At 34.9% G+C, this 26,499-nt stretch carries 33 protein-coding genes; all 33 read left to right on the forward strand.

Annotated elements, in window-relative coordinates; genetic code table 11:
• The first annotated feature begins 25 nt into the window (after positions 1-25).
• Positions 26-595 (forward strand): response regulator transcription factor, encoded by a 570-nt coding sequence (locus tag F0460_RS13120; protein WP_150013968.1) that lies wholly within the window; start codon positions 26-28, stop codon positions 593-595.
• Positions 596-598: 3 nt separating this feature from the next.
• Positions 599-1,060, forward strand: coding sequence for a hypothetical protein (locus tag F0460_RS13125; protein WP_150013971.1), 462 nt, complete (start codon positions 599-601; stop codon positions 1,058-1,060).
• A 3-nt stretch (positions 1,061-1,063) separates the two neighbouring features.
• Entirely contained in the window at positions 1,064-1,393 is a 330-nt protein-coding gene (locus F0460_RS13130; RefSeq protein WP_150013973.1) for a DUF2528 family protein, read from the forward strand.
• A gap of 2 nt (positions 1,394-1,395) precedes the next feature.
• Positions 1,396-1,821 (forward strand): hypothetical protein, encoded by a 426-nt coding sequence (locus F0460_RS13135; protein ID WP_150013976.1) that lies wholly within the window; start codon positions 1,396-1,398, stop codon positions 1,819-1,821.
• 3 nt (positions 1,822-1,824) lie between these two features.
• Positions 1,825-5,334: a DNA primase gene (gene dnaG / locus F0460_RS13140; protein ID WP_150013979.1), complete on the forward strand. Its 3,510-nt coding sequence runs from the start codon at positions 1,825-1,827 to the stop codon at positions 5,332-5,334.
• 10 nt (positions 5,335-5,344) lie between these two features.
• Complete coding sequence (locus F0460_RS13145; RefSeq protein WP_150013982.1) at positions 5,345-5,563, forward strand: hypothetical protein; 219 nt, start codon at positions 5,345-5,347, stop codon at positions 5,561-5,563.
• Between the two features lie 11 nt (positions 5,564-5,574).
• A complete protein-coding gene (locus F0460_RS16220) occupies positions 5,575-5,730 on the forward strand; it encodes a hypothetical protein (protein WP_190304156.1) in 156 nt (51 codons plus the stop codon).
• A 320-nt stretch (positions 5,731-6,050) separates the two neighbouring features.
• Positions 6,051-6,398: a hypothetical protein gene (locus F0460_RS13150; RefSeq protein ID WP_150013985.1), complete on the forward strand. Its 348-nt coding sequence runs from the start codon at positions 6,051-6,053 to the stop codon at positions 6,396-6,398.
• Positions 6,399-6,416: 18 nt separating this feature from the next.
• A complete protein-coding gene (locus tag F0460_RS13155; protein WP_150013987.1) occupies positions 6,417-6,662 on the forward strand; it encodes a hypothetical protein in 246 nt (81 codons plus the stop codon).
• The gene (locus tag F0460_RS13160; RefSeq protein WP_150013989.1) at positions 6,634-6,924 is read left to right on the forward strand and encodes a hypothetical protein; all 291 of its coding nucleotides are present in this window, start codon (positions 6,634-6,636) and stop codon (positions 6,922-6,924) included. The genes F0460_RS13155 and F0460_RS13160 overlap by 29 nt, the downstream gene beginning before the upstream one ends.
• A 71-nt stretch (positions 6,925-6,995) precedes the next feature.
• Positions 6,996-7,664 (forward strand): hypothetical protein, encoded by a 669-nt coding sequence (locus F0460_RS13165; RefSeq protein WP_150013991.1) that lies wholly within the window; start codon positions 6,996-6,998, stop codon positions 7,662-7,664.
• Positions 7,664-7,855 carry a hypothetical protein gene (locus F0460_RS13170; protein ID WP_150013994.1) on the forward strand — a complete coding sequence of 64 codons (192 nt, stop codon included), beginning with the start codon at positions 7,664-7,666 and terminating at the stop codon, positions 7,853-7,855. The genes F0460_RS13165 and F0460_RS13170 overlap by 1 nt, the downstream gene beginning before the upstream one ends.
• Before the next feature lie 2 nt (positions 7,856-7,857).
• Positions 7,858-8,127 (forward strand): hypothetical protein, encoded by a 270-nt coding sequence (locus F0460_RS13175; RefSeq protein WP_150013997.1) that lies wholly within the window; start codon positions 7,858-7,860, stop codon positions 8,125-8,127.
• Positions 8,128-8,157: 30 nt separating this feature from the next.
• Entirely contained in the window at positions 8,158-8,652 is a 495-nt protein-coding gene (locus tag F0460_RS13180) for a hypothetical protein (RefSeq protein WP_150013999.1), read from the forward strand.
• A gap of 17 nt (positions 8,653-8,669) precedes the next feature.
• On the forward strand, positions 8,670-9,023 hold the full coding sequence (locus F0460_RS13185; protein WP_150014001.1) for a hypothetical protein: 354 nt from the start codon (positions 8,670-8,672) through the stop codon (positions 9,021-9,023).
• Positions 9,024-9,519: 496 nt separating this feature from the next.
• Positions 9,520-9,981 carry a hypothetical protein gene (locus tag F0460_RS13190; RefSeq protein WP_150014003.1) on the forward strand — a complete coding sequence of 154 codons (462 nt, stop codon included), beginning with the start codon at positions 9,520-9,522 and terminating at the stop codon, positions 9,979-9,981.
• A gap of 49 nt (positions 9,982-10,030) precedes the next feature.
• Positions 10,031-10,498 carry a hypothetical protein gene (locus tag F0460_RS13195; protein WP_150014005.1) on the forward strand — a complete coding sequence of 156 codons (468 nt, stop codon included), beginning with the start codon at positions 10,031-10,033 and terminating at the stop codon, positions 10,496-10,498.
• A gap of 67 nt (positions 10,499-10,565) precedes the next feature.
• Positions 10,566-11,882, forward strand: coding sequence for a S49 family peptidase (locus F0460_RS13200; RefSeq protein ID WP_150014007.1), 1,317 nt, complete (start codon positions 10,566-10,568; stop codon positions 11,880-11,882).
• Between the two features lie 3 nt (positions 11,883-11,885).
• Positions 11,886-12,890: a hypothetical protein gene (locus F0460_RS13205; RefSeq protein ID WP_150014009.1), complete on the forward strand. Its 1,005-nt coding sequence runs from the start codon at positions 11,886-11,888 to the stop codon at positions 12,888-12,890.
• A 3-nt stretch (positions 12,891-12,893) separates the two neighbouring features.
• Complete coding sequence (locus F0460_RS13210; RefSeq protein WP_150014011.1) at positions 12,894-13,409, forward strand: cell envelope integrity protein TolA; 516 nt, start codon at positions 12,894-12,896, stop codon at positions 13,407-13,409.
• Between the two features lie 2 nt (positions 13,410-13,411).
• Positions 13,412-13,984, forward strand: a complete 573-nt coding sequence (locus F0460_RS13215) for a hypothetical protein (RefSeq protein ID WP_150014013.1) — start codon at positions 13,412-13,414, stop codon at positions 13,982-13,984.
• A 68-nt stretch (positions 13,985-14,052) separates the two neighbouring features.
• Positions 14,053-14,391 carry a hypothetical protein gene (locus F0460_RS13220; RefSeq protein ID WP_150014015.1) on the forward strand — a complete coding sequence of 113 codons (339 nt, stop codon included), beginning with the start codon at positions 14,053-14,055 and terminating at the stop codon, positions 14,389-14,391.
• 148 nt (positions 14,392-14,539) lie between these two features.
• Positions 14,540-15,358 (forward strand): DNA adenine methylase, encoded by an 819-nt coding sequence (locus F0460_RS13225; protein WP_150014017.1) that lies wholly within the window; start codon positions 14,540-14,542, stop codon positions 15,356-15,358.
• A 41-nt stretch (positions 15,359-15,399) separates the two neighbouring features.
• Positions 15,400-15,768 carry a hypothetical protein gene (locus F0460_RS13230; RefSeq protein ID WP_150014019.1) on the forward strand — a complete coding sequence of 123 codons (369 nt, stop codon included), beginning with the start codon at positions 15,400-15,402 and terminating at the stop codon, positions 15,766-15,768.
• A 16-nt stretch (positions 15,769-15,784) separates the two neighbouring features.
• Positions 15,785-15,982, forward strand: coding sequence for a hypothetical protein (locus F0460_RS13235; protein ID WP_150014021.1), 198 nt, complete (start codon positions 15,785-15,787; stop codon positions 15,980-15,982).
• Between the two features lie 73 nt (positions 15,983-16,055).
• The gene (locus tag F0460_RS13240; RefSeq protein ID WP_150014023.1) at positions 16,056-16,823 is read left to right on the forward strand and encodes a hypothetical protein; all 768 of its coding nucleotides are present in this window, start codon (positions 16,056-16,058) and stop codon (positions 16,821-16,823) included.
• Positions 16,801-17,391 (forward strand): hypothetical protein, encoded by a 591-nt coding sequence (locus F0460_RS13245; protein WP_150014025.1) that lies wholly within the window; start codon positions 16,801-16,803, stop codon positions 17,389-17,391. Before F0460_RS13240 ends, F0460_RS13245 begins: the two co-directional genes overlap by 23 nt.
• On the forward strand, positions 17,378-18,892 hold the full coding sequence (locus tag F0460_RS13250; protein WP_150014027.1) for a hypothetical protein: 1,515 nt from the start codon (positions 17,378-17,380) through the stop codon (positions 18,890-18,892). Before F0460_RS13245 ends, F0460_RS13250 begins: the two co-directional genes overlap by 14 nt.
• Before the next feature lie 270 nt (positions 18,893-19,162).
• Positions 19,163-19,510 carry a hypothetical protein gene (locus F0460_RS13255; RefSeq protein ID WP_150014029.1) on the forward strand — a complete coding sequence of 116 codons (348 nt, stop codon included), beginning with the start codon at positions 19,163-19,165 and terminating at the stop codon, positions 19,508-19,510.
• On the forward strand, positions 19,510-20,865 hold the full coding sequence (locus F0460_RS13260) for a phage portal family protein (protein ID WP_223810819.1): 1,356 nt from the start codon (positions 19,510-19,512) through the stop codon (positions 20,863-20,865). The genes F0460_RS13255 and F0460_RS13260 overlap by 1 nt, the downstream gene beginning before the upstream one ends.
• Before the next feature lies 1 nt (position 20,866).
• Entirely contained in the window at positions 20,867-21,808 is a 942-nt protein-coding gene (locus F0460_RS13265; protein WP_150014031.1) for a DUF6712 family protein, read from the forward strand.
• A 1-nt stretch (position 21,809) separates the two neighbouring features.
• On the forward strand, positions 21,810-22,700 hold the full coding sequence (locus F0460_RS13270) for a hypothetical protein (protein ID WP_150014033.1): 891 nt from the start codon (positions 21,810-21,812) through the stop codon (positions 22,698-22,700).
• Positions 22,697-26,488 (forward strand): hypothetical protein, encoded by a 3,792-nt coding sequence (locus tag F0460_RS13275; RefSeq protein WP_150014035.1) that lies wholly within the window; start codon positions 22,697-22,699, stop codon positions 26,486-26,488. Before F0460_RS13270 ends, F0460_RS13275 begins: the two co-directional genes overlap by 4 nt.
• Positions 26,489-26,499: the final 11 nt, after the last annotated feature.

Here is a 26,499-nt window from a genome sequence, read left to right on the forward strand (position 1 = left end):
GTTTAAAACTCTAAATCATAAAATCATGAACGAAGTTACGCAAAATTTAATTGCCGGAATAATTCCCACTGATAAAAACATTGAATTATTCGCTGAAAGAAAACACCGAAAAGTTTTTTTTATTCAAAACGGACAAACAAAACCTTTTAGTCAGCTAAATGATATCGCCAAAGACAATTTATTGGAAATGTTTTTAAATGATGATATCGCAATGCGCGATCTTGGTAAATTACCTTTAAGTGCCGCGTTAGAAGAATTTGTAATGCACTGCTTCGGTGCAGCAGATAATCAAACCGATATATATGCAGACGGCACCATTGGTAATGTAGAAGCCGTTGCTTGTTCACCGTGCTGTATGTGTGCAAAATGGAAAAGTAAAAAAGTAAACGTTAATGGTAGTTATCTTACCGCCCGCGAATTGCAAGTTGTACAATTTCTGGCAACCGATTATCCAGATAAGCAAATTGCAATTTTCATGAAAATAAGCCAAAGCACTTTAGATACTCATAAAACCAACCTTATGCGAAAAATGAATGTGCAAAGCAAAGCCGGTGTAATAACACAAGCCATTAAACTTAACATCGTAACTATATAACTTATGAAAACTTTTTTAAAAGACACATCGCCTGCAGAAGCTTACAAAATGTTTACCGATACTTTTTCGGAAGAAATTCTGCCAATTATGTTAGACGAAGCTTTTGTTCACTTTACCAATTACAGCAGTTCATTAGGATCTAAAATTATCGAAGAAATTTCGGTTTACGCCAACCAAAAGCAAACACCAGAATTTTTAGATGCATTGGCAATTTGCCATTTGTTCAACTCACCAAAGATTTTAACCGATTTGCTGGCAACCACAAAACTAAGGTTGGCGTATCACGAATATAAAATAAAACATACATGTCATTTACGTAACAACAAAATAATTACAGATAATAAGCACATGTATTTCGGTTATACAAAAACCATATTAAAACACCAACAGCTTGCTAAAAAAGCAAAGCAGGACATACATATTATAGAATCTATGATTTTACTAATCACCGAATTAAAAAACTAAACTATGGCTATTAAAAAATATACAATTGAATACGACAACTGGGAATGTGTTATTCAATTCAATACCGAAAAATTTACCGAAGCTTTATTAAATGAGTGCCTAAACTTCTTTGTTTGGCAATACGATAAAAAAGGTGATCTGTATGCCGAATACGCTAAAAAACTGGCAAAGCAGGTATTACACCTTTCAATGGATTACAACAAACAGGGTATCATAAACAATTTTGATGAAGAAGGTTATCCATCGCTAAAAGGTAAAGACGGTGTAAAGTTGGTTTCGTGCGATACTTGGACTTTTGAAGATGATTTTTTTACAATAATTAATGCTGAATAGTTATGACAAAGCAAGATAAAATTAAGGAAGCATACGGTGAATACTACGACAAAGTAAAGAATAATATAGATGATTCGGGATGGTGTACAATGATTAATAAAGATAATGTTTTTGTATCTCCTACATGTCTAGATTTAGGAATGACACGAGAATATTATGACAATAATATTGAAGGTGGGTACTTTTCTGATAGTAATACTCATAAATGGAGACCAAAATCACTGATTGGTATTGAAAACAACAACGGTTGGGTAAAAATTGAAAGTGAAGATGATAATCCTAAATACGATGGTAATTATTTTGTTATTGATAATGATTCATATAAATCTATTTCTATCCAATGCTATTATGGGAATGGTTCGTGGGATTGTCATTTAAATATTACTCACTATCATCCAATAGCACTACCAAAACCGCCAATCTACTAACCCATGATCAAAGAAACCACAATAGACCACGTTCGTGAAGCCGATATAGTTAAAGTTATCGGTTCATACTGCGATCTTAAAAAGGCGGGTAGTAACTACAATTGCCGATCGCCTTTTACCGAAGATAAAACTGCATCATTTATGGTTAATCCTGTAAAAAACACATGGTTTTGTTACAGCAGTAATCAAGGTGGCGATGCTATTGAATTCGTTAAAATACGTGAAAACTGCACATTTATAGAAGCTGTTGAAAAAGTTGCCGGCATCTGCGGTATTCTTGTAGAACACGAAGCCCTTACAGAACAACAGCAGCTAAAGCATAATGCACGCGAAAAGCAATTAGGTGTAATGCGTGCCACTGCGAAAGAATATAAAGAACAACTGCAAAAGCTACCTGCAACCCATTGGGCAAAGGTTATGATTGGTGTACGAAATATTAACCAAGAAAGTATTTTAAGCTTCGGTATTGGATACACTCCGGGTGAAAGGCTTGTTACAAAATCACTTACCGAAAAAGCTTTGTACGATGTAGGTGTACAAGCAGGTTTAATTTCGGCAAAAGACGGTAGAAACTTCGATTTTTTTAATGATCGATTAATGTTTCCTATACAAAACGTAAAAGGCGAAGTAATTGGTTTTGGCGGTCGGCAGTCGGGTAACGTAGATAATTCGCCAAAGTACCTGAATAGTAAAGAAAGTGATATCTATTCAAAAACGGCTACGCTTTACGGTTTATACCAAGCCAAAAACGTAATACACAAAACCAAGCAGGCGGTTTTAATGGAAGGTTATACCGATGTTATAGCAGCACACCAAAACGGTGTTGATACAGCTATTGCAACATGTGGTACTGCCTTAACCGATAAACAGGCCGAACTTATAGCGCGCTACGCACGTACTGTTATAATTTGCCGTGATAACGATGTACCTGGTACTTATAAAGATTTCATTACTGAAGGTAAAAACGTTATAAAAAAGTATAATTTAAAGTTTGATCTGCAATCAAAAAACGTTACCGAATTTTTTAATGATATAAAGGAGAAGTACAACGAAGTAATTGATACCGCTGATTTTGAAGTTTTAGAAAAAGCCTATAAAAATATCAATCATACCGAATTAGGTGCAGGTACCAGAGCCGCTGTTAAAGATATCAATATTTTGTTGGGTGCCGGGTTACGTGTATTGATATGCCATTTACCAGAGGGCGAAGATCCCGACAGTTTTTCGCAAAAAAACAACCTTAAAAAATACATAGAAGATAAAAGTACCGATGCCGTTACTTGGAAAACTACCCTTTTAAAAAACCGTGCTGCAGATGATGCTTACAAAATGCCCGAAGTTTTTAAGGAAGTTGCCGATATGCTTTTTGCCATTAAGGATGATTACATACGTAAAGATTTTGCCAAAAATTTATCGAAAGTTTTAAAAATTTCCGAAAAAGAACTTCGTGGTTATGTGGATGATATCCAACAGCGTGTTGAAGACGAAGCAAAATCAAAGCTGAAAGTTGAAGATGCAGAACTTAAAAAATTAAACCTGCCTAAAGGTGCAGATTATCAAGAGTTTTTACAGCACCGTTACTGTACGGTTGGTAATTCGTACTGGTTTCGTGGTAAAGAAGGCTTTTTTAAAGGAACAAATTTCCGTGTTACACCTATTTTCCATATTGGCGGTAAAAAGAACAATCAACGTATCTGCGAAATAGTAAACGAAGACGGAATTAAACGCATTTTAGCCATTAACAGTGATGATTTTGTTGCTAAAACAACCTTTGAAAAAATAATTTTTCGTGATGATAATTATGTTTTCGAAGAAAATACCACAGCAAGCCACTATTATTTGTTTAGAAACCGCATGTCTAAAGAATTTGTAAAAGCTAATGAAGTTTTTACGCTTGGTACAAACGACCGCCACAACTTTTTTGCATTTGCCGACAGTATTTTTTATAAAGGCATTGTAAAAAAAATCAATCCGTACGGTGTAATAGAATTGGATATTCCGGTTGAAACCGAAAACAGTTCAGAATTTCACACGCAAAGCAACCATTACTATTTGCCGGCATTTTCGGAAATAAACAAATACAACGATGATGATGATGATGATTACGAAAACGACCGCTGTTTGGTTTACAATCAAAGTCCGGTAACATTTTACCAATGGGCAGATCAAATGGTAAAGGTTTACGGATTTGAAAAAGCTTCAACCGGTATCTGCTTTAATCTTGCATCGCTTTACCGTAATGTGTTTTCAAAGAGATACGAAGCTTTCCCTTTTGTTTTTATGACAGGCGAAAAAGGATCGGGTAAAACAAAATACGGCATGAGCCTTACCAATATGTTTACACACAAACAGGTTCCGTTTGATTTGAATACGGCAACCATTTCGGCATTTAACCGCCGTTTGGCACGCTTCAACAACATTCCAAACTTTTTAGAAGAATTCAACGACAACATTGACGACAAAATTTTTCAAGGTATAAAAGGTGCATACGATGGTCGTGGTCGTGAATTAAGTAAATACAACGATGATAAACGTACGGCAACGGTTAAGGTAAAAACACCGCTTGTTATTGCATCGCAATATTTAAGCAGCCGCGATGATAATTCAATCACATCGCGATCAATCTTAATGCATTTTATAAAACCGCAGGAAGCATTTACCAACGAACAAATGAAAGATTTTAACCTGTTAAAGTCTTGGGAAGAAAAAGGTTTAAGCAGTTTAATTACCGATCTGTTGGTGCATCAGGAATTTGTATTGAAAAATATTCACGACACCTACAGCGAACTGATCAAGATGATTAAAACCGATTTAAAAGGTCGCGAATACCAGGAACGTATGATGCAAAGCTACATGATACTGCTTACACCTTTTAAAATTTACGAAGAAGTAATGAACATGCCCTTTAAATGGGAAGATGTTTACACCCATTTTAAAAATATGATTTTAGAAAGCAGTGATTTAATTGTAGAAAGCGAAGGTTTGGCGGAATTCTGGCGCGTTATGGAATACTTATTAGATAGATATTTTATTAAAGAAGGTGAGCATTTTAAAATAGATGCTAAACTATCTGTTCGATTTCAAACACGTAAAGGCGAACCGGATATGATTTGGACAAATAAAGACAATAAGCGTTTGCTTTTTTTACGATTGAATGCCGTGCATCAGCTGTATCATAAAGAAATTTCTATGCGTGAAGGTGCCGAAGTTATTACCGAAGGTACCATACGCAATTATTTTAAAAGCAAAAAATATTTTTTGGGTGTTGTGGGTAGTGAACGTTTCGGTAAAATTTCTACAAGTGCTGTTGTGTTTGATTACGATGCCATGATGCAGGGTAATATTTTGAATCTCGACAGAAACGAAGTAGTTGATACACCTGATACTAATTTTGATGCTAACGGTGAACCAATCTATTCCGTAAAAAATGGTCCGGTTATACCGCAAGAAATGAAACCTATTCAACGGCAAATGGAATTAAACGGTGAACCGAGTGATGATACACCTTTTTAAATATTGAATTATGAAAGTAGCATTTACATTAAAACAGGCATCAGAAGAAGATTTTAATGCCTTACGCACCGAAGGGTGTTTGTACTTTTTAAAAAGTGTGTTGACTGGAAAGTTTGATCCGTACCCGCGATACGTTCACGACAATATGGATAAAGTTGAATTTAGACAGCTTTACCGCCAAGGCAGTGTTTATGTAACTACAAATTTTGAACAAATAGATAACAATTAAACCTTTAAAGTATGTATGATAATTTTTTTGACTGGTGGGAAGCATTCACCGAATTAGCTTACTCTAAAAAATTAGAGATTTCAGAGAGTAAAGAAAAAATAAGAGATAAATGGTATGATAATGAAGATTACCATATTGAAGATGCAATTATAAAATATACACGTTAAAAACCAACCATTATGATTTTAGACATTTTAATAACAGTATTTGTGTTTGGTGTATTCTTCACCGTACGCAGCTTAATTATAAAGAATAAACAAACCCGAAAATTTTAAAACTCGTACTATGCTACAAAACATTAAAGCTAGGCTTTTTGCAAAACCTTTTTGCGTATGGAAAGAAAAGGTAGTAAAAAAAGGGAACGATAAATACTACCTATACAACGGAACCATTTACTACGGTAACAGGTTATTTGTGTTCTTTAAATCTTCAGCTAATTATTCCTACAACAATCAAACTTCCCACTTGTAGTAAGTGGTGAATTAAAATGTCAAAAAAAGATGAATATTCGATAGAAAACGACTTTAATAATTTTTCGGAATTATTTGATAAATGTTTGCATAAGCAAGTAGTTTATAGAGACGGTAGAGTTTTTCAAAGGCTAATTTTTGAATGGAAAAATTATAGACTTCCTGATTCAAGAGAATTTATAAAAATAGTTCAGAAAGATAAAGGAATTATGGATATGCTATCCAAAGTTCAACCTTTCTCATCTTATGGTTTAGTAAGCAACAAGTTAGCTATAACATTTAAAAAAGATCTGATACTGTCTAAAAAAAGGTCTTTAGCCATTATTAAATATATCACAAAAATTACCTTAAAACTTCCCTATTGATCGTAATAGGCTAATAAGATGTCATATATATATGAAAACGATTATCAAGTAATATTTACTTCAGAAGATGATCAAGGTAGATTTGAATTTAGAATTCAAAAAGATGCTACACAAATACAAATTGAGAATAGTATGGATGATTTTCCTGATGATATTTACATTGATGTATGCGTAAGCGAATTGGAAAAAATTAAAGAAGCTATTGAAATAGTATTAACAAATAAAAAAAAGCAGAATGACAGCAAAAAAACAACCACAGCCTAAATTCTTTGTTAACGAAAAAGATTTTACCAAAGAAGCCGAAGCATTAAACGAATTGGCAAACCAAAAAACAGCGAAAGCTAAAATTATTAATTACATCGATGTCAAAGCCAAGCAAAAGAAGATCTACACGCTCAAACACCACAATTACCACGTTGCCATTGGAGTGTACACACCAACAGCAAGTACTACGAGTGTTACAGACAATAGTAACGATCGAGATAACACAGATAGTTTGCCAGAACTGCAACCAACCGTTGAGTAAACCCCAAATTGAAGTTTAACAGTTCCCGACATACGTGTCGGGAACATCTAAATCTTAAAATCAAAATGAAAATGAAAAATATTTATAAACCGATTTTGTTTGGTACCGATATGGTACAGGCAAATTTATCCGGAAGAAAAACACAGACACGCAGAATTATAAAAAGCAAATTCGGACAATGTATGTTTTGCGGTTGTGTAGATACCGATTGCACACAATGCATAGAAAAAACAGGTACAGCGTGTTACTGGGTTGATGATACCTATACAGTATGTTCTGCTTGCAGCGATTTAAAAAACACATCGAAAGCAAAATACCAGATTGGTGATATCCTTTGGGTTCGTGAAAGCTTTTGCTTTCAAGGAAGTGATGACAATGTTTTGTATAAAGTAAATCATCCAGAGAAAGATTATAGCCATAGACCAATTGGCGGTTGGAAACCATCGATACACATGCCTAAAGGAGCTGCACGTATATTTATATATGTAACCAATGTTCGTGCGGAACGTTTGCAGGATATAAGCGAAGCTGATGCAATTGCTGAAGGAATTGAAAGGCAAAAAACCAATTATGGTGATTATTTATTTAAACATTATTTAAAAGATAAGTTTGGACCATCTGCAAAACATTCCTTTCAAACCCTATGGCAAAAAATCAATGGTATAGAAAGTTGGGATAAAAACCCTTATGTGTGGGTGTACGAATATGAACGTATTGAAAAACCTAAAGATTTTATCTAATGAACAACCAAAATAAAGCCGAACAGATAGAAGCTGTTTGTTCGGCAGTTTTAGACCAGGAAAAAGCAAACCCGAAACACGCTGAAATTGTTATAAACCGTAAAGAAGTTCTGGTAAAGATAAAGAAGAAGGTTCTGGGGCGTGTGGTTGAAACAAACGGCACGTTTAATTTTCAATATTTAATTAGTTAGTTATGAACGTAACATTCACATTTAAAAACGAAACGGTACGCAAAGCTTACTGCATGTTAACCGGTGAAGTGATAACCGATGAACAGATAGTCGAACAATTCGGAAATCTTGATCCTATTGATGTTGGTGACGGTATGGCTGAACTCGAACAAATTGCTTTCTTATCGGCAATTATTTCATTAGTTGTAGAAACAAAGAAGCGCGACCGTGCAAAATCAAAGTTTGAGCAAAAGCTTGAAGAAATCAAAGAAAACTATAAAAAGAAAATATAATTGTTAACTATATTTACAAAAAACATTATCATGAAAAAATACCAATATCACGTAAAAGTTTGGGGCGGTTTTTTTAACTCCGATTTAAAAAAAGAACATAATTACGAATCTGGTGATTATATATTTGATACAAAAGAAGAAAGACATGCTTTTTTAAATAATTTAATAGAAATAGAGAAGCAATTGAAAGTTATACCTTTCTTTTCTTCTGAAGGTGCAGAAGATCTTTTAAATAAAGTCAAACGAACGGGAACAAATACCACCTTTATGTATAATTTAACCGAAGGTTTTAATTGCGACGTTGCAACGGTTTTACATAGAATAACAGAATTTAATGGTGAACAGGTTTACACTACTTTAGACATGGGAATAAATTACCCTTATAAAGCAGCTAAAAAACATTTGCAAAAACAATGGTATCCGGGTTTCAATGATTATCCTTTTGGAGACAATTTTGATTACGGGTTTAATGATGTAAAAACCGTAAGCGAATGGATAACCGGTGCTTTTACTCCTAAATATTAACCTTTAAAACGTACAGTATGGATAGAAATAATTTTGAGTTTCCTTATTCTAAAGCAGATCATTTCACTGATGAAATATCATCAAAATTTGTTGCTTTTCTAGAGGATTATTTAACAAAAAACTTAAACACGATTGGATTTAATTTCAACAGTAGACCGGAATTTTTAAACTTCATAGAAGAAAGAACCTACAACATTGCGCGTATAAATGATCCAGAAGAAATTATATTTTACCTGCGGTCGTATAATGATGATAAGGATATCTATATTGGAGGATATAAAAGAGGTTATCTTAAACAAATAAAAGAAATCCCCTACACTACAGAACTAACTTACACTTTAAAACCATTCCCCCTTGAAACCGATCAGTAACACGATCGGTTTTTCCTTTATATACACTTATTGTAAAAACATACAGTATCGCTCCGTTTCGATATTCCGCACCCCCACACCCCCAAAATATAAAATTTCAGAGAAATTTTTTTGCATGAAGAAGAAGGATTTTTGGTTCAACAGTTCCACAGTTCCAACATTTTATATTTATATATATAGTAATTTATTGATATATAGTTATTTATATTAAGTATTATTACAAATTATTATTATTAAAAGTGTTGGAACTTTTGTCCGAACTTGTGGAACTAAAAAAATCCTTTCCAACAAATCATCACCAGTTCCAACAATGTGGAACTACCTTCCACAATGCAACTGCTTAAAAATCAACAATGTGGGATTGTGGAACTTTTTTTTCAAAAAAACAGCACCGAAAACGGTAGTTTTTTGTTTCGTTTTTGGTTTTTATTCCCGAAAACGGTAGTTTTGTTCCGAAAAAGGGTGTATTTTTATAACATAAAACACTCAACTTTATATGATTAACTTAAAAATCCCTTGCAAAACCTACGTAAAAAAATATCTGATCGCCAGATATGGCTTACAGCACACCATTACCCGGCAAAGTCTGTTGGGTGTAATGGTCCACGAAAAACTTACTAAAAATTATAATCCAAACGAACGCATCCGCTACACCGATGATGTTTACGAAGTGGTTTTAACCGAATGGTGTTTTAAAAATGTGGGCCATTCTATCGATATCCCAACATTAAATGCACTGGGTGGTGCGCTTTATTATTTATTTCGTGAAGATATGCACCTTTTCATCCGTTCAAAAATTGTAAAAGGCGAAAAAGCTACTGCAGCCATCAAAGAATTTTTAAATAATTACGGCATAACCGAAGATGATTTGAAGTTTGAAACCGTTTATCGTGACTATAAGCGAAAACACGACAATATAAAATCTGACAAGGATAAAAAAACGCTTGTAAACCATTGAATTACAAGGAATAAAAAAGGGACAAATTACGGAAAAAAGTATATAAAAAATGGAAGAAATATATAAAGAAGAACAATTAGCCGGTATTGCCAAAATTGAATTTTATCTGCTTACCGAAGTTAGCAACTGGCCTATACAGCTAACCGATAAAAATTCTGGTCAATTGGTTTTTGCTGCCAATACCAAAAGTATAATCGCAACAGTAGATGAAGAAAGCTTTGGCGATGACAGTAAAATTAAAGAAAGTAACAGCGGTGAATTGTACGAAAATGCCTTAAAATATAACATTTTAACCCGTGCCGAAGAACTGGAAACGCTGTTGGATATGTACAAAAACAAACCGGGTATTGCCATAGTAAGTTACTACAGCGGTTTTAAAAAACTGTTTGGCACAAACGAAGAACCTTTGTTTATGAAGTTCACACCAAAAAACGGTAGCGTTATTACAGATAAAGCTTTTGTTACTGTTGAAATACAGGGTACCACTCGTAAACGCCCGGTTTACTACTCTCTATAAAATCAATGTCCTTTTTTTTGGTATTGCACTAAACCAAATTTGTATCGTACAAATAGTGTAACATCAAATGATCGACAATCTACATTCTTTATTAAGCGGTAAATGGTATATGGAACCTTCTGTAATTAACGGAATGCTTCCATTACTGCAATCGGTATTAGCCGGTACCGATTTTAAAGTTTCAGAAAAATATAAACCTGCCATTGTTTTAAAAAATGGTACGGTTGTACTTGCTACTTATGATAAATGGGGCGATTTGGTGTTACCTAAAGCAAACGAACCGTTTGTAATGGTAAACCCTATAAAATCTACCATATTTAAATACAATCAGGCATGCGGACCTACTGGCACTAAAGATCATCAAAAAGTACTTCAGGAATATTTGAACGATCCAATGTGTGTAGGTATCGTGCTTGATATAGATTCGGGTGGTGGTCAGGTTTCGGGTACCGCAGAATTCTACGATTTTTTAAAGGCTGCACAAAAACCGATTCACACTTATACCGACGGTTATTTGTGTTCAGCAGCATACTACATAGCATCGGCAACCACTAGCATTACCGCAAATCCGCGTGCCGATATGATTGGAAGCATCGGTACAATGATTTCGTTTGTTGACTTAACCGGATACTACGAAAAACAAGGCGCAAAGGTTATTACCGAATATGCTACCAAATCAACAGCTAAAAACAAATCGTACCGCGATTTATTGGCAGGAAATCCGGAAAGCTACATTCTAAACGAATTAGATCCTATTACCGATACATTCATTAACAACGTGAAAGATGCACGCCCAAATGTAAACGAATCTGTTTTTGATGGATCAACATATGATGCCGAAAAATCTTTAGAATTAGGATTAATCGATACCATCGGGCAAATGGATACGCTTATTCAATCAATCTTCAATACCAAAGAAACCCAAAATAGTAATAATTCAAATCTTAATATGAAAATGTCAAATCACCTACGAGTGATGGCGGTAATAGGTGTAGCAACTGCCCTAGCCATCGATGAAGAAAAAGGCACATACTTCAACGAACAACAACTGCAAAGCATGGAAGATGCTTTGGGTTCTGTTTTTACTGTAGCCGAAAAACAAACTTTAGAAACTTCTTTGCAAACAGCAAACGAAGCTAAAACAACAGCAGAAACGGCATTGCAAACTGCTACTATCGAACACGCAAACAATGTACAGGAAATTGCTACGGCGTTAGGTTTAAAAGCCGATGCAACGCAGGCAGATATTACCGCACGTATTGCAGGTTTATCTGCGGGGCACACAAACCCTACCGGAACTGAAAAACCGAAGGAAGATGAGAAGGGCTCGTTTGATGAAAAAGCAAGCCATAATCAATTTGCAAATCAATATTTAAATAAATAAAATATGTCGATAAAATTAGATCAAGTTCAAGAAGAATTAGGGACCTACATTCAAGAAAACCCTAACTTATTGTCGTCAATGGTTTATGAAGCCGAAATAACGGTGAACAAATACGCCCAAACACTGACAAAAATAAACGGTGAGTATCCTATGGTTCACTCTTTAATGAGCCATGTAGTACAAGGATTTAAGAGTGAATGGCAGGAATTGGGAGAAGCTAATTTCCGTGCAAAACTTTTAAAATCTTTTAAACAAAAAGTAAACTTTTCTTTTAAGCCAAGTGATATGTTAGGTACATGGTTGGCTAAATTATATACGGAAGGTAAAGACGCAAAAGATCACCAAATATCTGAACACATAACTGATGACTTGAAAAAACAAGTTATTATTGATTTGGAAATTTTATCTATGGAAGGCGAACGTGATGATGCTAATGCCGATGGAGAATTTGGAAAATCTTTAAACGGTTTATTAACCCTGCTTAAAAAAGGTTTGCTGTCTGCAACCGATCCTATGTTTTCAATTCCATTAGAGGTAGCTGTTTTAGCTAACATTCTTGATGTTGTTGAAGAATTCGAAACGGGTATTCCATTGCGTTACGCTAAAGGTCCTGTTTTTATGAGCCGCCCAATGGCTTTATTGTACAAAAAAGCTTGGAGAGATACGTATGGAGATAATACTGATTTTTCTGCTAACAGTGCCGGTAGAACACCATTATTAGATTTAGAAATTATTGTATTGCCTATTCCTGGTAATGTAATTTTCACTACAGTTGATGGTAACTTAAAACGTTTAATCGACATTATCGATAAGCCAGAAATTACGGATATCCAAAAACAAGATTATGTTCTAAAATTGTTTATGGAATTTACTTTAAACTACGATTTTGCAATTAACCAGTTGGTATTTGTTGGAAATTTTGACGGTGATGCTGTTCGCGGTTTAGGAAACAATGAATTAAATAAAATTTATTTTCCACAAGAAGTATTTGAACCTGTAACACCATAACAAATGGCAAAGTCAGTAAGAAAAACAGAAGAAGTTGCTGCATCAAAGGATGCAGCAGCTACACCTGTAGAAAATGTACAGGAAACAAAGGCTGTAGATGCAAAAGCACAGCAAGAAGCTGATGCGAAAGCACAGCAAGAAGCCGATGCAAAAGCACAACAAGAAGACGATGCGAAGGCTCAGCAGGAAGCTGATGCGAAAGCACAGAAGGAAGCCGATGCGAAAGCACAGCAAGAAGCTGATGCGAAAGCACAGCAAGAAGCCGATGCAAAAGCACAACAAGAAGACGATGCGAAGGCGCAGCAGGAAGCTGATGCGAAAGCACAGAAGGAAGCCGATGCGAAAGCACAGCATGAAGCCGAAGAACAAAAACCTGAAAAAGGTTATGGTTTTACTGCCGATGCACCTAAACGCATTCGCTACAATGGCGAAGTTTATTCGCAAGAAGAAGTATTAAATAACCCTGAATTATTGCATGAACTTGTTATGGGTAAATGCATATTCATTAAAAGAGCGTAACCATGCCAGATATTCCATTAGATGACATTAACGGCGAAAGCTGTGAACCAAGTGCAGGTCTATCGACCGATTTGTATTTCATTGAGCGAAAAAATTTAGCTACAATGACCGATCCTAAAGATTTGTGCGGTGATAGTCCAAATGCAGCTGCAACTTTAGAAGAATTGATTGAGATTTCAGGAACACCCGGACACACTTTAAAACCCGATAAAAAGTGGGAAAAATTAGAGTTTATCCAAGAAACTCCAAACATTAAATCAACGCAGATTGGTGAAAAAGAACGCCGTTTGTTTCAAAACGAACTTGCAGGGCAAATTGTTGGCAGTAAAGCCCGCTTACTTGGATTCATGCGTTGGGTAAAAAATAAAAAATTAATTTGCCTTATCCGCGAAATTGGTACAAAAAACTTACGCCAAATGGGAAGTGATGAATTTGCTGCTTGGATTGAAACCCAGGAACATATCATTGAAGGTCCGCGTGAAGGTGTTAATGGCTTAAACATTACAATTGCCGATAAACAGCAATGGCCTGCACCAATTTACAAAGGCGATGTTGTTACCACGGTAACACCGTAATTAAATGTTTATAATTTGTTTTAAAACGCTTGCTTTTTAGTGAGCGTTTTTTCCTTAAAATTTTTGCTATGTACGGTTACGAAATAAAAATTAAAGAATTTATAAAAAATAACTTTGAACCCAGTACGCCCGAAAATGCCAACATGAAGATGAAAACTTCGCAGTTGCTTTTTTTCTTGTGGAATACTTTTCCTGTTGATTGCATTAGTGATTATGAATTGGTTTTAATTCTGGAAGAATTGGGCTACAAAGAAACAATGTATGTTGTAGAAAACAGTACCAAAAGGAAAGCTGAAAACAGAAAGTATATTGAAATTCAAAAAGGTTTAGAATTAGGTTGGTGCCTTAAAAGCCCATTTGATTTACGAACAGAAACAATTGAAGATCTTTCGGAAGAGGAGGAATAAAAGTCCTCCAACATTTAAAAGTAAACTCTCACATTCATTTTAAATTTAGCACCAAAGCCACCGTTGGAGGACATAAGTCTTCTTAATGGTGGCTTTGCTATTATATGAATGTGAGATTACAAATATATAAAAAATCAATGGTTTGAATATGAAAACACCAATTAGTTACTATGGCGGCAAACAAAACCTGGTATCTACTATTTTGCCTTTAATACCAAAACATAAAACATACACTGAATCTTTTGTTGGAGGCGGTGCTATATTCTGGGCAAAACAACCCAGTGAAGCCGAAATAATAAACGATTACAACCGTGAGCTAATAAATTTCTATGAAGTATGTAAAAATGAATTTATCGAATTAGAAAAAATGGTTCGAATAAGTTTACACAGTCGATCATTGCATACTGATGCTACAGTAATGTATGAAAACCCACATTTATTTACACGCATTCAACGTGCATGGGCGGTTTGGGTTTTATCAACACAATCATTTAGTGCTATGTTAGATGGTTCCTGGGGTTATGATGTTAAAGGTAGTACGATGCCTAAAAAACTGAATGGTAAGAAAAATAGTTTTACTGAAAATTTGGCTATACGTTTACAAAACGTACAAATAGAAAATACAGATGCGTTGAGGATTATAAGAAGTCGTGATCATAAAGATGCATTTCACTATTGTGACCCTCCTTATTTCAACTCCGATTGCGGACATTATGACGGTTACAGTAAAGATGATTTTGAAAACCTTTTAATAACCCTGCAGCAATGCGACGGAAAATTTTTAATGTCATCATACCCTAGTGATATTTTAACCGATTACAGCAAAAAAAACAATTGGTTTACTCGTAATATTGAGCAAACTGTTAGTGTAGCAAATGGTACTGGCGGACCCGGTAAAAAGAAAATTGAAGTACTAACTGCTAATTATGATTTAAGTAACCCTACTGATAATTTAGTATTGTTTTAAAAATTTTAGTTAAGTTTGTTCAACACTTAATTAATTTTATCATGAAAAAACTACTTACATTATTAGTTCTTTTAGGAACAACATCGGCGGTATCTGCGCAAATTATGGTTAACAAAGAAGATTTAAACCAGGTAGCAGATTCGTTTGAACTTTATGCAGCAATTAAACCGTTCACTACCGAAGAATGTGTTTTTATTGATTACGGACAGGATAAATTCCGCCCTAATAATTACGATTTAAAGGATGCACAGGCTATTTACGATAAAGATGGCAACAAGTTTAACAAAGGCGATTACCGTAAAGCAATTAAATACATTGAAGCACAAGGTTGGAAAGCTACCGATAAACGAGTTAAAAAAATCGGTGACATTGATGTTAATGTTACTATATATGAAAAAATAAAAGAATAAACCTAAATAAACAATTATGACAAACGAACAATTTGAACAATTAATACAAGTTCTTAATGAAATTAAAGATGAAATAAATTCTTTAAATGACAATGTAAATATTACTAATTCAGCACTTTCTAGAATTGAGAATAATACATCACCTGTTTACGATGCGCAAGATATTTGTAACAAACTTGATGAAGTTATAACAGCTATTGAAATTAACAGTTAAAAAACTAACCACCCGAAAAGGGTGGTTTTTTAATGTCCTTTTTTAAAGGTTTTACAACTTCCATTTTTGTACTATGGAAGTTATACAACATTGGTTAGATAATGGCGCAGATTATAATAAAGGCGTCAAAATTTATAAAAACACTAAAGGGTGCAGTAAAATGTTACTACGCCAATTTGCTTTGCGCGAAACTACACAGCGCAAAGAAAAGCTTATCTACGAACTTAAAAAGCTTATCCCTAAACAGGTAAGTACACTACCTACCAAGCTTACTGCACTACCTACAAATGTTACTGCACCAGGTATAAAGCCAAAAGAAAATGTTGTTTTACAAACTGCCGAAAAAGAAAGCAAACGTATTGCGCCATTATTCCATGAACTGCCACCGGAACTGCGCCCAATATTGTTAGAAGCAAATAATCTGTTTAAAGAAAACTGTCTGTTAAAAGTACAGCTTAACGAAGTTGCTATTGAAGATGAAGCTACTGCATTGGAAATACAAACACGTATATCACGCAATTTTAAAGCAAATGCTGTTTGTTGGGATAAAATAGAATACTGGCAAAAACACAAGCAACTGCCAAAAGAAACATCGGTAGAAAATATATCTGCCTATTCTATGGGAAAATTGCTACGTGAACAGGCAAACATAAATTCATCGGTTAGCCGAATGGAAAAACGATTGAAAATAAATCAGGCGAATTTATCAGCCGAAGAAAACCCTGCAGAACGTAATAAACTACTGCGAAAAATAGCAAAGCAGGAAAAAGATATCCTGCAAAAACGTGAACAACAATTAATCATAAAAAATACAATCGATGTCAAATCTACTAGCGTTTAAACGTGGCGACACATCGCTTGATAAACTCCGTGCATATTATGCAGATCCGGAAAAGTATCCTCTTTCGCCAACTTTGGAAGCTGTTCGTGAACGTCTGCAGTACGTAATGCAGCTGCGATTAAATTATTGGAACAAACAAAAGATTGTTACATTTTTAAAAGAAAAGTTTGACATTGAGCAGGCACAGGCTTATTCGGATATTCGCAATAGCGAACTGTTGTACGGTGAAATAAACGAAACAAGCCGCAAAGCCAAACAGGCACTTCTGTACGAATATTCTTTTCAATTACTGCAGCGTGCACGTGAACGTGGCGATACTAAAGTTGAAGCTAAAGCAATTGAGTTGATGAGTAAATTTGGTGGTTTGGATCAAGAAGAAAACTTGGAATTCAATCCAGAGAAATTCGAAGCAGTTACCCCTAAACTTTCGGTTAACAATAAAGCAATGGCGAAATTTATGGAAATGATTGTGAAAGGTGTAGTAGATCTTAATGATTTTAATGCTACCGATGTAGACTTTGAAGAAGTAAACAACGAAGAAACCGAAGAAGAAGATGGTAGCAGGTAGGCGTAAATATTTAAATATTGAATTAACTATTCCGCAGTTTTTTATCAGCATCGCACCACAAAAACGAAAGTTTGCAATTATGGGGCGTGGTGCCGGTAAAACTACCATTATGGGTAAACATATGCGTGATTTGGTTTTAGCAATGCCACGTGCTTCTTTTGCGTTGGTTGGTGCTACTTACACACAATTGCTTTCGCGTACGTTACCCAGTGCTATTGAAGGTTTGGAAATGTTCGGTTTTTACCAAGATGTTGATTATGTAATTGGTAGGTGTGGTAAACGGCATGGTTTTGCAATGCCTTTTCAACCGCCACAGCAATGGAACAATGTGATGCACTTTGCAAATGGTTCGATATTTCAATTGGTTTCATTAGATAATCCAAACAGTGGTCGTGGTTTGAACTCTTATGCCGAAGTTGGTGATGAAGGTTTAACGTTAGATCCTGATAAACTTTACAATAACGTTAAGACAACCAACCGTGCCCAGAAAAAAGAGTTTGCAAATTGTCCGTTGTTAGGATCTGAATTCTATGTATCATCTATGCCGATATCTCGAAAAGGTATGTGGATATTAGAAATGGAAGCGAAAGCTAAAAAGTATCCTGATGAATATTTATTTATCATGGCTTCTGCATTATCTAACCCTTATCTGCAAAAAGACTGGTTTAAAAGAATGAAGGAGCAGGCACCAAGCCAATTGATGTATGATACTGAAATATTAAACATACGCCCAAATGGTGTTAAGGATGGATTTTACGCTAACCTAAACCCTAAAGTACATTACTATGAAGCATACAATACCAGTGCGCAGGAAGGGTTTGATATTAGAACTTTATATAAACATTCTAGTATTTACGATACTGATGTTGATGAGAATGCACCTTTAGATTTTTCTTTTGATTTTGGAGTTTTCAATAGTGTTACTGTTGGTCAAGAAAACAACACCGGTAAAGTTTTAGAATACCGAAAGTTAAAAAGTATGTTTGTTAAGAATCCTAAGTTGTTGGATGATTTACTTATTGAACAACTAATACCTTACTACAGATTCCATAAACATAAAGTATGTTATATTTATGGTGGTCACGATGGACATAACAAGCTGCCAAACAGTAGTAGAACTTTGTTTCAACAAATAAAAGACATTCTAACGGCACACGATTGGACTGTTATTGTTATGGCTAAAACCTCTGCACCTACTCACGCAGAAAAGTATTTACTTATCAATACTTGTTTAAAAGAATCAGATCCTAATCTTCCAATCATACGTATTAACGAGCATAACAATCCGGATCTTATTATTGCATTGGAACGTGCAGAAGCTAAAGAAGGTACTAATGGTATTGAGAAAAACAAGAGTAGTGAACGTAATCAAAGTTTACCGCAAGAACATGCAACCCATTTAACCGATGCATTCGATATGCCTATCTTCCACAGGTATAACGACAGGTTTACACGAAAATCTTCATCATTTCACCAGTTAGGTGGTATCCAACTTGGATAATCACACGTAAAACCTTGAAAATCAACGCTAAAAGTTAAAATTTTAACATTTAGCGTTTTCATATATCCTTTTTTTGAAAAATGGCATTTGTAAAAATTTTAAGGCGACCGTCGGGCACGTTCGTGTTAAAATTAGAATATTAAATAAAAAAAATGCTTTTAATCTTTGATTATCAGATAGATAATTAAAAATATAGTGTAAAAAAGGTATCAAAACGTGCTTAAAAATGATGTCCTTTTTTTTGGTAGGCTGTAAATCGACCTTTGAACTATGGAAAACAGAACATCTATCTTTTTAAAGCAGGCTTTGGAAATTATGAACACTCGAAAACCCGATGGTTCGTTTGCTCCTTTTGACATTGCTTTAAGAACGTTCAATGATCAAACAGGTAAAGGCGGTAAATATGTTTTTCACGAAAACGTTCGCTTACTGCCAGAAGCTAACCACGACAAAAAGAAAACCGAAACTGTTGCTACCGTGCTAAATGAAGTAAAGCAAAACAAACGCCCGAACCATTATAAAAACCGCACGCGAAACATTGAGTTTCCAGATGGTTCTGTAAAAACCATAAGAATAGATTTTTTAATAACAATTAACTCACACCCTATTATATACTAATGCAACGATTTGGAGATATAACATTTGTAGAGGTACAAGGAAAAACCAACGGAAAACAAAATGTTGCCATGGTTAAAAGTGTGAATGGTTCAGAAACTTCGCATACAACTTCAAAACCTAACAGTAAAGCAGGTAAAAAATATATTGAGTGGGGCGATTCAGACAAATTCCCTACTACGTTAGCTAAAGCGGTCCGTAAAAATGGTTCGGCTTCATCGGCAATGCGTGTTAAAGAACGCACCCATTACGGTAACGGTTTAACACTGTACAAAAACAGTAAATCAGAAACCGGTAAAAAGGTTGTAGAATTTGTTCCGATTGATGAAGAACCGGTAATTGAAGCATTCCTTAAAAAAATCAGATACAAACTTTTCTTACAGGAAACAATAAAAGATCTGGAATGGTTCAATGTGGCTTTTCCCGAATTTGTTTTATCTGTTGATCGCAAATCTATTGCATCTGTTCGCCGACAAAAAACGGCATGGTGCCGTTATGCAGCACCAAATAATAAAGGTTTTGTAGATAAAATTTATGTTTCTTCAAAGTTTGGGAATGTAAGTAACATCGATATAGAAGATACAGAATACGTTTCCGAAATTCCTTTAATAAATCCGTACTTAACCAAAGAAGAAATAATTGAATACTGCATCGAAAAAAATATCGATCGTTTCACTATTCCTTTCGGGTATCCCGTATCAGATGAAAGTTTTTACCCGGAAGCCGATTGGCATTCAATTCTTAACAGCGGTTGGTTAGAAGTTGCCAACAGCGTACCCGAATACAAGCTTAATATATTTAAAAACCAGGTTTCTATTAAGTACATCATCGAAATCGATGAAAGATATTTTGAAAAGCTTTATTACCAAGAATGGGAAAAATACGATTTAGAAAAAAAACTGTCAATACGTAAAAAACTAATAGAAGCAATTACCGACGAATTGTCCGGAAATACAAATTCGGGCAAATCTATTTCATCGATCATGTTTGCAGATGCCAAAGATCAGCAGATATCAGCAGTAAAGATCACTCCTATTGACGATAAATTTAAAGATGGTAGTTACTTGCCTGAAGCCGAAGCTGCAAACAGTGAAGTGTTGTTTGCGATGGGTGTAGATCCTTCGGTAATTGGTGCAGGTATTCCGGGCGGTAAACTGGGTGCAGGTTCAGGATCAGATAAACGTGTTGCATTTAATATTATGCAGGCACTTAAAACACCCGACCGTGATGTTTCGCTATCGGTTTTAGAATTTATTCAGGACTTCAACAATTGGAACCCGAAAATAAAATTCGCTTACGAAAACACCGAAATAACAACTTTAGACAAAAATCCAACATCAACACAAAACGGCATTTAGCATGATTAATACAGTAGAAATATTAAAGCAGTACATATCAGTTTCACCCAATTTTGAGATTGATGAATTCACACCGTATTTAAAAAAAGCCGATCGGGAATTTTTAAAAAAGTATGTAGGTAATCTTTATAGCAAAATCAGTGGTTTATCTATTGATACCGATTTAAAAGAGCAGGTAACGGATTTGGTATATACAGCAGCTGCAAACTTTGCGTATTTCCTTTTTACGCCATTTAATTCAATTACGATGGATGCTTCGGGTATGGCAAATGTAACAAGCGATAACCGAAGCAACATTACCATGTTTCAAATGAACGATATCCGTCGGGAGTTGCTTCGTTCTGCACACAGCGCAATGGATGAATTGTTAGAAGTTCTCGAAGCTAATCCAGAATCTTTTCCAGATTGGCACGAAAACTATTCTACAATCTACAATCAATACATCGTAAACAGTACATCGGCATTTCAATCGGGTTATAATATTCACAACAGCCGCCAAACCTATCTGGCATTACAACCAAGCATTCAATTAATTGAAGATAAATTGTTAGGTGTTACATTTTGTAATGAATTTTTAAAGCATTTAAAAACGGGTGATTTATCTACTCACGATAAAATTGTAAAAGACTATTTGGCAAAAGCTGTTGTAAACGCAACCGTTGCCAAAGTTTGTGCCGAAGGTGTTTTTGAAATTACAAGCACCGGAATTAAAATGAAATTTGATGCACTACCGTACGAACAGAATATTGCCGTGCAGATGAACGAACAGTTAAAAAACAAGATTGATAATTTAAACGCCAATGCCGATCAGTATTCAAAAATGGCAGTTGAATACATAAAAGAAAATCCCGCAGCTTTTACCCAATGTAATGGTAAACCGATCATTGAAAAAACAACTGCAGGTTACAAACCAATAATAACAAAATCAATAGTAGGTATTTAAGATGGGAGTTATAGGAACCGTACAGCCAGTAGGTTTTTCGCCAAGTTCGGAAACACCTACACCGCCAGAAGATTTTTATGCTGTTCTGTATATAGAACAAAATCTAAGTGCATCACAAAAATTACAAGCTTTAGTTAATATTGGTGCGTTAGCAAGTGGTGCTATTGATAGTTTGGTTAGTAATATCTCATTCGATGCCGAAACAAGTACATTAACCGTTCAGCAACATAACGGCAGTTCTGTTAATTATCAGTTGATAAATAATCAAGGAGTTTCAAATGTTGCATTAGATAATAATAATGATTTGGTTGTTGATTTCTTAAACGGAAACAATACAATTGTACCTATTCATAATCTGTTTTCGGGCTTTATTAAAAAAATAAATGGTAAAGAAGGTACCGAAATTACTATTGGTATTGATGATGTTGCAAATTTAACCGAAGAATTAAACAGTCGTGTTCCAGTTGGTATTACTATAAATATTGATGGTATAGAGAAAAATCTTCAAGAAAATCCTGTATTTGAAACTGGTTCATTAAAATTTATCGCACAAGAATTAACAGCATCCCAACAACAAGTTGTACACAGTAATTTAGATATATATAGTAAACAGCAGGTTTTAGACGCTATTTCTGCAGGTGCATCCCCAAAACAAAAACAGGTTTTTATATATCAGTTAACAGAACAGGATTTAGCAAACGAAAATTTTATCATGCTGAATTTAGAAAGCGTGCCTAACCAAAATGAATGGTACGACTTGCACATTAACGGTGGATTTGTGAACGATAATAGTTACCATATCGAAGAAAATAAATTGATAATCCATCGACAGGAAATTGCTTACCCTATTACCGCCAACAAGAAAGTAACATTCAGATACAGAATTCAATGACAGAGAAAATAAAAAAAGATATGATCGATGGCAACATCGTGAATTCTATTGTAAGTTCTCAGGTAGATTTATCTGATCCTGAAAATCCTATTTTACCAGATTTTGTATTAAAATCTGTTTACGATTTGGCAATGATCAACAAAGCCGATATCAATGGAATAAATACGATTGGTGGTAGTTGGAAAATCGATACTATATCAAGTGATCTTTTTAGCGGTTCGTTTAAAAGAGTTTTGCGTGTTATTGGGGGTCAAATGACAATTGAATATGGTGATATTAATTTGGCTACACATCGTTTTTTAGCGAATGATATCAATGCATTAAAACTAAAAGTTGGCAGTGCGGAATATACTGTTTTCCATACCGGAAATTTTAACCCGGATAGCAAAGCTAATACCGATGGTTCAAACGCATCTGGAGCATTAGCGGCAACCATTGGCAATAATCATAACCATACAAACAAATCGGTTTTAGACAGTATCACACCACAGGATCTTATTGATTGGGATACTGCAAGCGCACAATCTCACAACGCATTAACGTTGGGTGCAAATACTGCAGGTATAGATTTAAATACTGCTACACAGAGGTTGCAATTCCAAAACGGTTATCAGTTACCTACAGCCATTAAATTAGGCGAATACGATGAAGCTTTTTTAATGCGCCATTCGCACAGTAACAAGCTGGTTTTAGATAATCTAACGCAGACGGTAATTGACAATTCGCATACACACGGTAACAAAGCATTGTTGGATTCTTACAACCAAATAAATGCTGATATAGCTGCTGCTGTAAGTTTGCGACACAGCCACATTAATAAAGCAATTTTAGATGCAATCACAGCAGCTTACACAACTGCCGATAAAAATACATTAGATGCTTTAGCCGGTATTCAGTTAGAAGCTGATCAGGCAAACGCTTTAATTCGAATAAAAGATGGTAATGGTGTGGTTTTATCTACACTAAATGTTGCTTTTTTAAATAATGAGGGTACGCAGTTTGTATACAATCCAAGCAACAATACGTTAGATTTAATTAACGATTACGATCAAACATTATCATCAATTCCGGTAAGCAGCTTTGTAACCAATTTAGTTTCTAATGCAAATTGGAACGGTACCACACCAAGTCGATTAGATTTTAAAGATAATGCCGGTACCATTTTATTTTCTATCGATTACGCAATTGCTAATATTCAAGGTTTACAGTCGGCGCTTAATTTAAAAGCCAACCAAAGCGGAAATTATCCGAGCTTAAATGTTGGTCAATCAAATGATACTTTTAATTGGGGAGTTGGCTATACTAATACTTTTGGCGGTGTAAGTGGAGTTATTGGAATAGATTATTTTTATGGTTATAATAGTTCTACAGGGAATGGTCATATTTTAACTAAAACAGATTTTCAAAATGCTTTAGGAATAAACACAGCTTTAGCGTTAAACTTACAGCAGGTTGCAACAAATGGAAATACCACAAACCAGAGTTTGACAATTGGCTCTACTTTATCCATGATAGGCGGAAACGGATCGGGTATATACATCGCACCAAATCAAGGTGGAGGCGCATCAATAACGTATAACGCAAATGGTAATTTAGATATTACGCCCCGATCTGGTTACGATACTGATTTTACAAGTGGAAATATAAACACTACACTTTACGGTTCTGCCAACCTATGGTATCAGGGATATTTAAACTCTCAAACAGCAATTAATTTAACTTGGGATCAAGTTCTTTCTAATAGCGCAGACGCAACTAATAAGACACCTATATTTTACGGAATAAGCCCCAATAAAGCTATTTTTAGATCAAGAGGTACTACAGGAGATAATTATATTTCATTTCAAGATGTTAACGGTGGTGAAGCGGCTTATCAAGGCTTTGGAAGCAGTTCAAATGAAGATTATACGTTTCTATTAAGAAACAACGGTTCTAATAAGTTCCAATGGTATATAGATGATTTTATAATGTTCATGGACGCAAATAAAGTAGACATTTGGAAACCTTTGTATGTGAATGCTCAAATTGACACTTTAGCTCACGGAAATTCCGCTCAATGGTATCAAGGGTATTTGAATAGTCAAAACGCTATTATAGGAACTAACAATGTTACAGTAGCTACTAATTTTAATTTTGCCATAGGCTACGACGGAATAGAAAATTTTATACAGTCTCATGGCGGAAAAGATTTAAATATAAACCCTTTAGGTAATACTGTTAAAATACAAGGTGAAATTATTTCAGCAGGTTTAATACAACTTTGGAATAGTTACAACGCTATTTTAGCTAACAAAGCTAATACAAGTGGTTTTTATTCTTTGTTAGATACTGGCTTTTGGAACGGTCAAAAATACCTTGGAACAACTGGAGGGGATATTGAATATTTTATGACTTATGACAATATCAATAGTTTATGGCGACCAAGTACAATCGCAGAAGCTAAAAACATTTTAGGTGTTAAAAATAGTATAATTTTAAATTCACAAGCAGGTTTAAATAATGCTTCTGGAACAGGTTCTAATAATGGATTTGTTAATACGGTTTGGTTTGATTACAATTGGGCAAATCAAGGTTATGCAGGCTCGACTATATCTTTCGGAGGTTTTGGAGGTGGTTATCAAACAGAAATATTTGGTACTTATGGAAATGGCGGAAATCGTTTAGGATTTAGGACACGTAATGACGATATTAACCAATGGAACCCTGCAAGGTGGATTTGGCACGATGGAAATTTTGATCCAGATAGCAAAGCAAATGTGTTTGGTAGTAATTTACAGAATATTCCAAATTGGCAAAGTGTTTTAGGTATTACAGGTTTAGGAACGAACAAAGCTAACATAGACGGAACAAATTTAACTAATATACCTAATTGGCAAAATGTTTTAGGCGTTGGAGCTTGGAATTTATACGACGGTTCAGCACCTGCTGTAAATCCTTTGTATAGTATGTTGTTTGATAACAATACAGGTAAATGGACTTATTCAACAAAAGGTCAGTTTAAAGATTGGTTAGATTTATCTGCTTATGCTTTAACATCGCAAATACCAACAGATAACAATCAGCTTACAAACGGTGCAGGTTACATTACAGCATCTGCACTAAATGGCTATGCCACTCAAACGTGGGTACAAAGTCAAGGCTATTTATCGTCATTTACTGAAACAGATCCTACTGTTCCTACGCACGTAAAAAATATCACAACAGGTAATATTTCAACTTGGAATAGCAAACAAGATGCTTTAACTGCAGGTAGCAATATATCAATTGTAGGTAACGTGATTTCTGCAACCGGTTCTGGTAGCGGTGGAATAGTAAATATTTCTACAGATAATTCACAGCAACCTGGTCCGACATCTTCACAAGTGCCAATCTATTTTGCTTCACACGAATCTTACGGACGTCCTGAAGCTGATAATACAGATGATGAAGTTGGTAACGCAACAATGAAAGTTACATCCGGAGATTATATCAGATTTCATAGTTCTTTTGACAGCACTCATTATGATACTCCATCAGCAGGAAGTACTTATGCTTTAGATATAGATGGATTGAGAAGACATATATATAATATTATATTTCAAGGTGGTGGAGCTGGCGGAACTGTTCAATTTGGTAGAGGTATATATGAAGGAGACCAAATCAATATTACTGTGTCAAGAGGGCAGCAAATAAATTTACAACCTCAAGGTACAAGTATAATAAGTTCATTTGGTAATGAAGTTCAAACCCATGCCAATTTAATATGGTCTACAAAGGCAGACAGTTGGTTATTGGTTGGCTATGATTAATAAGTAAATTA

Origin of the sequence: Paenimyroides baculatum (assembly GCF_008629655.1) — a bacterium.
In the GTDB taxonomy this organism is placed as follows: domain Bacteria; phylum Bacteroidota; class Bacteroidia; order Flavobacteriales; family Flavobacteriaceae; genus Flavobacterium; species Flavobacterium baculatum.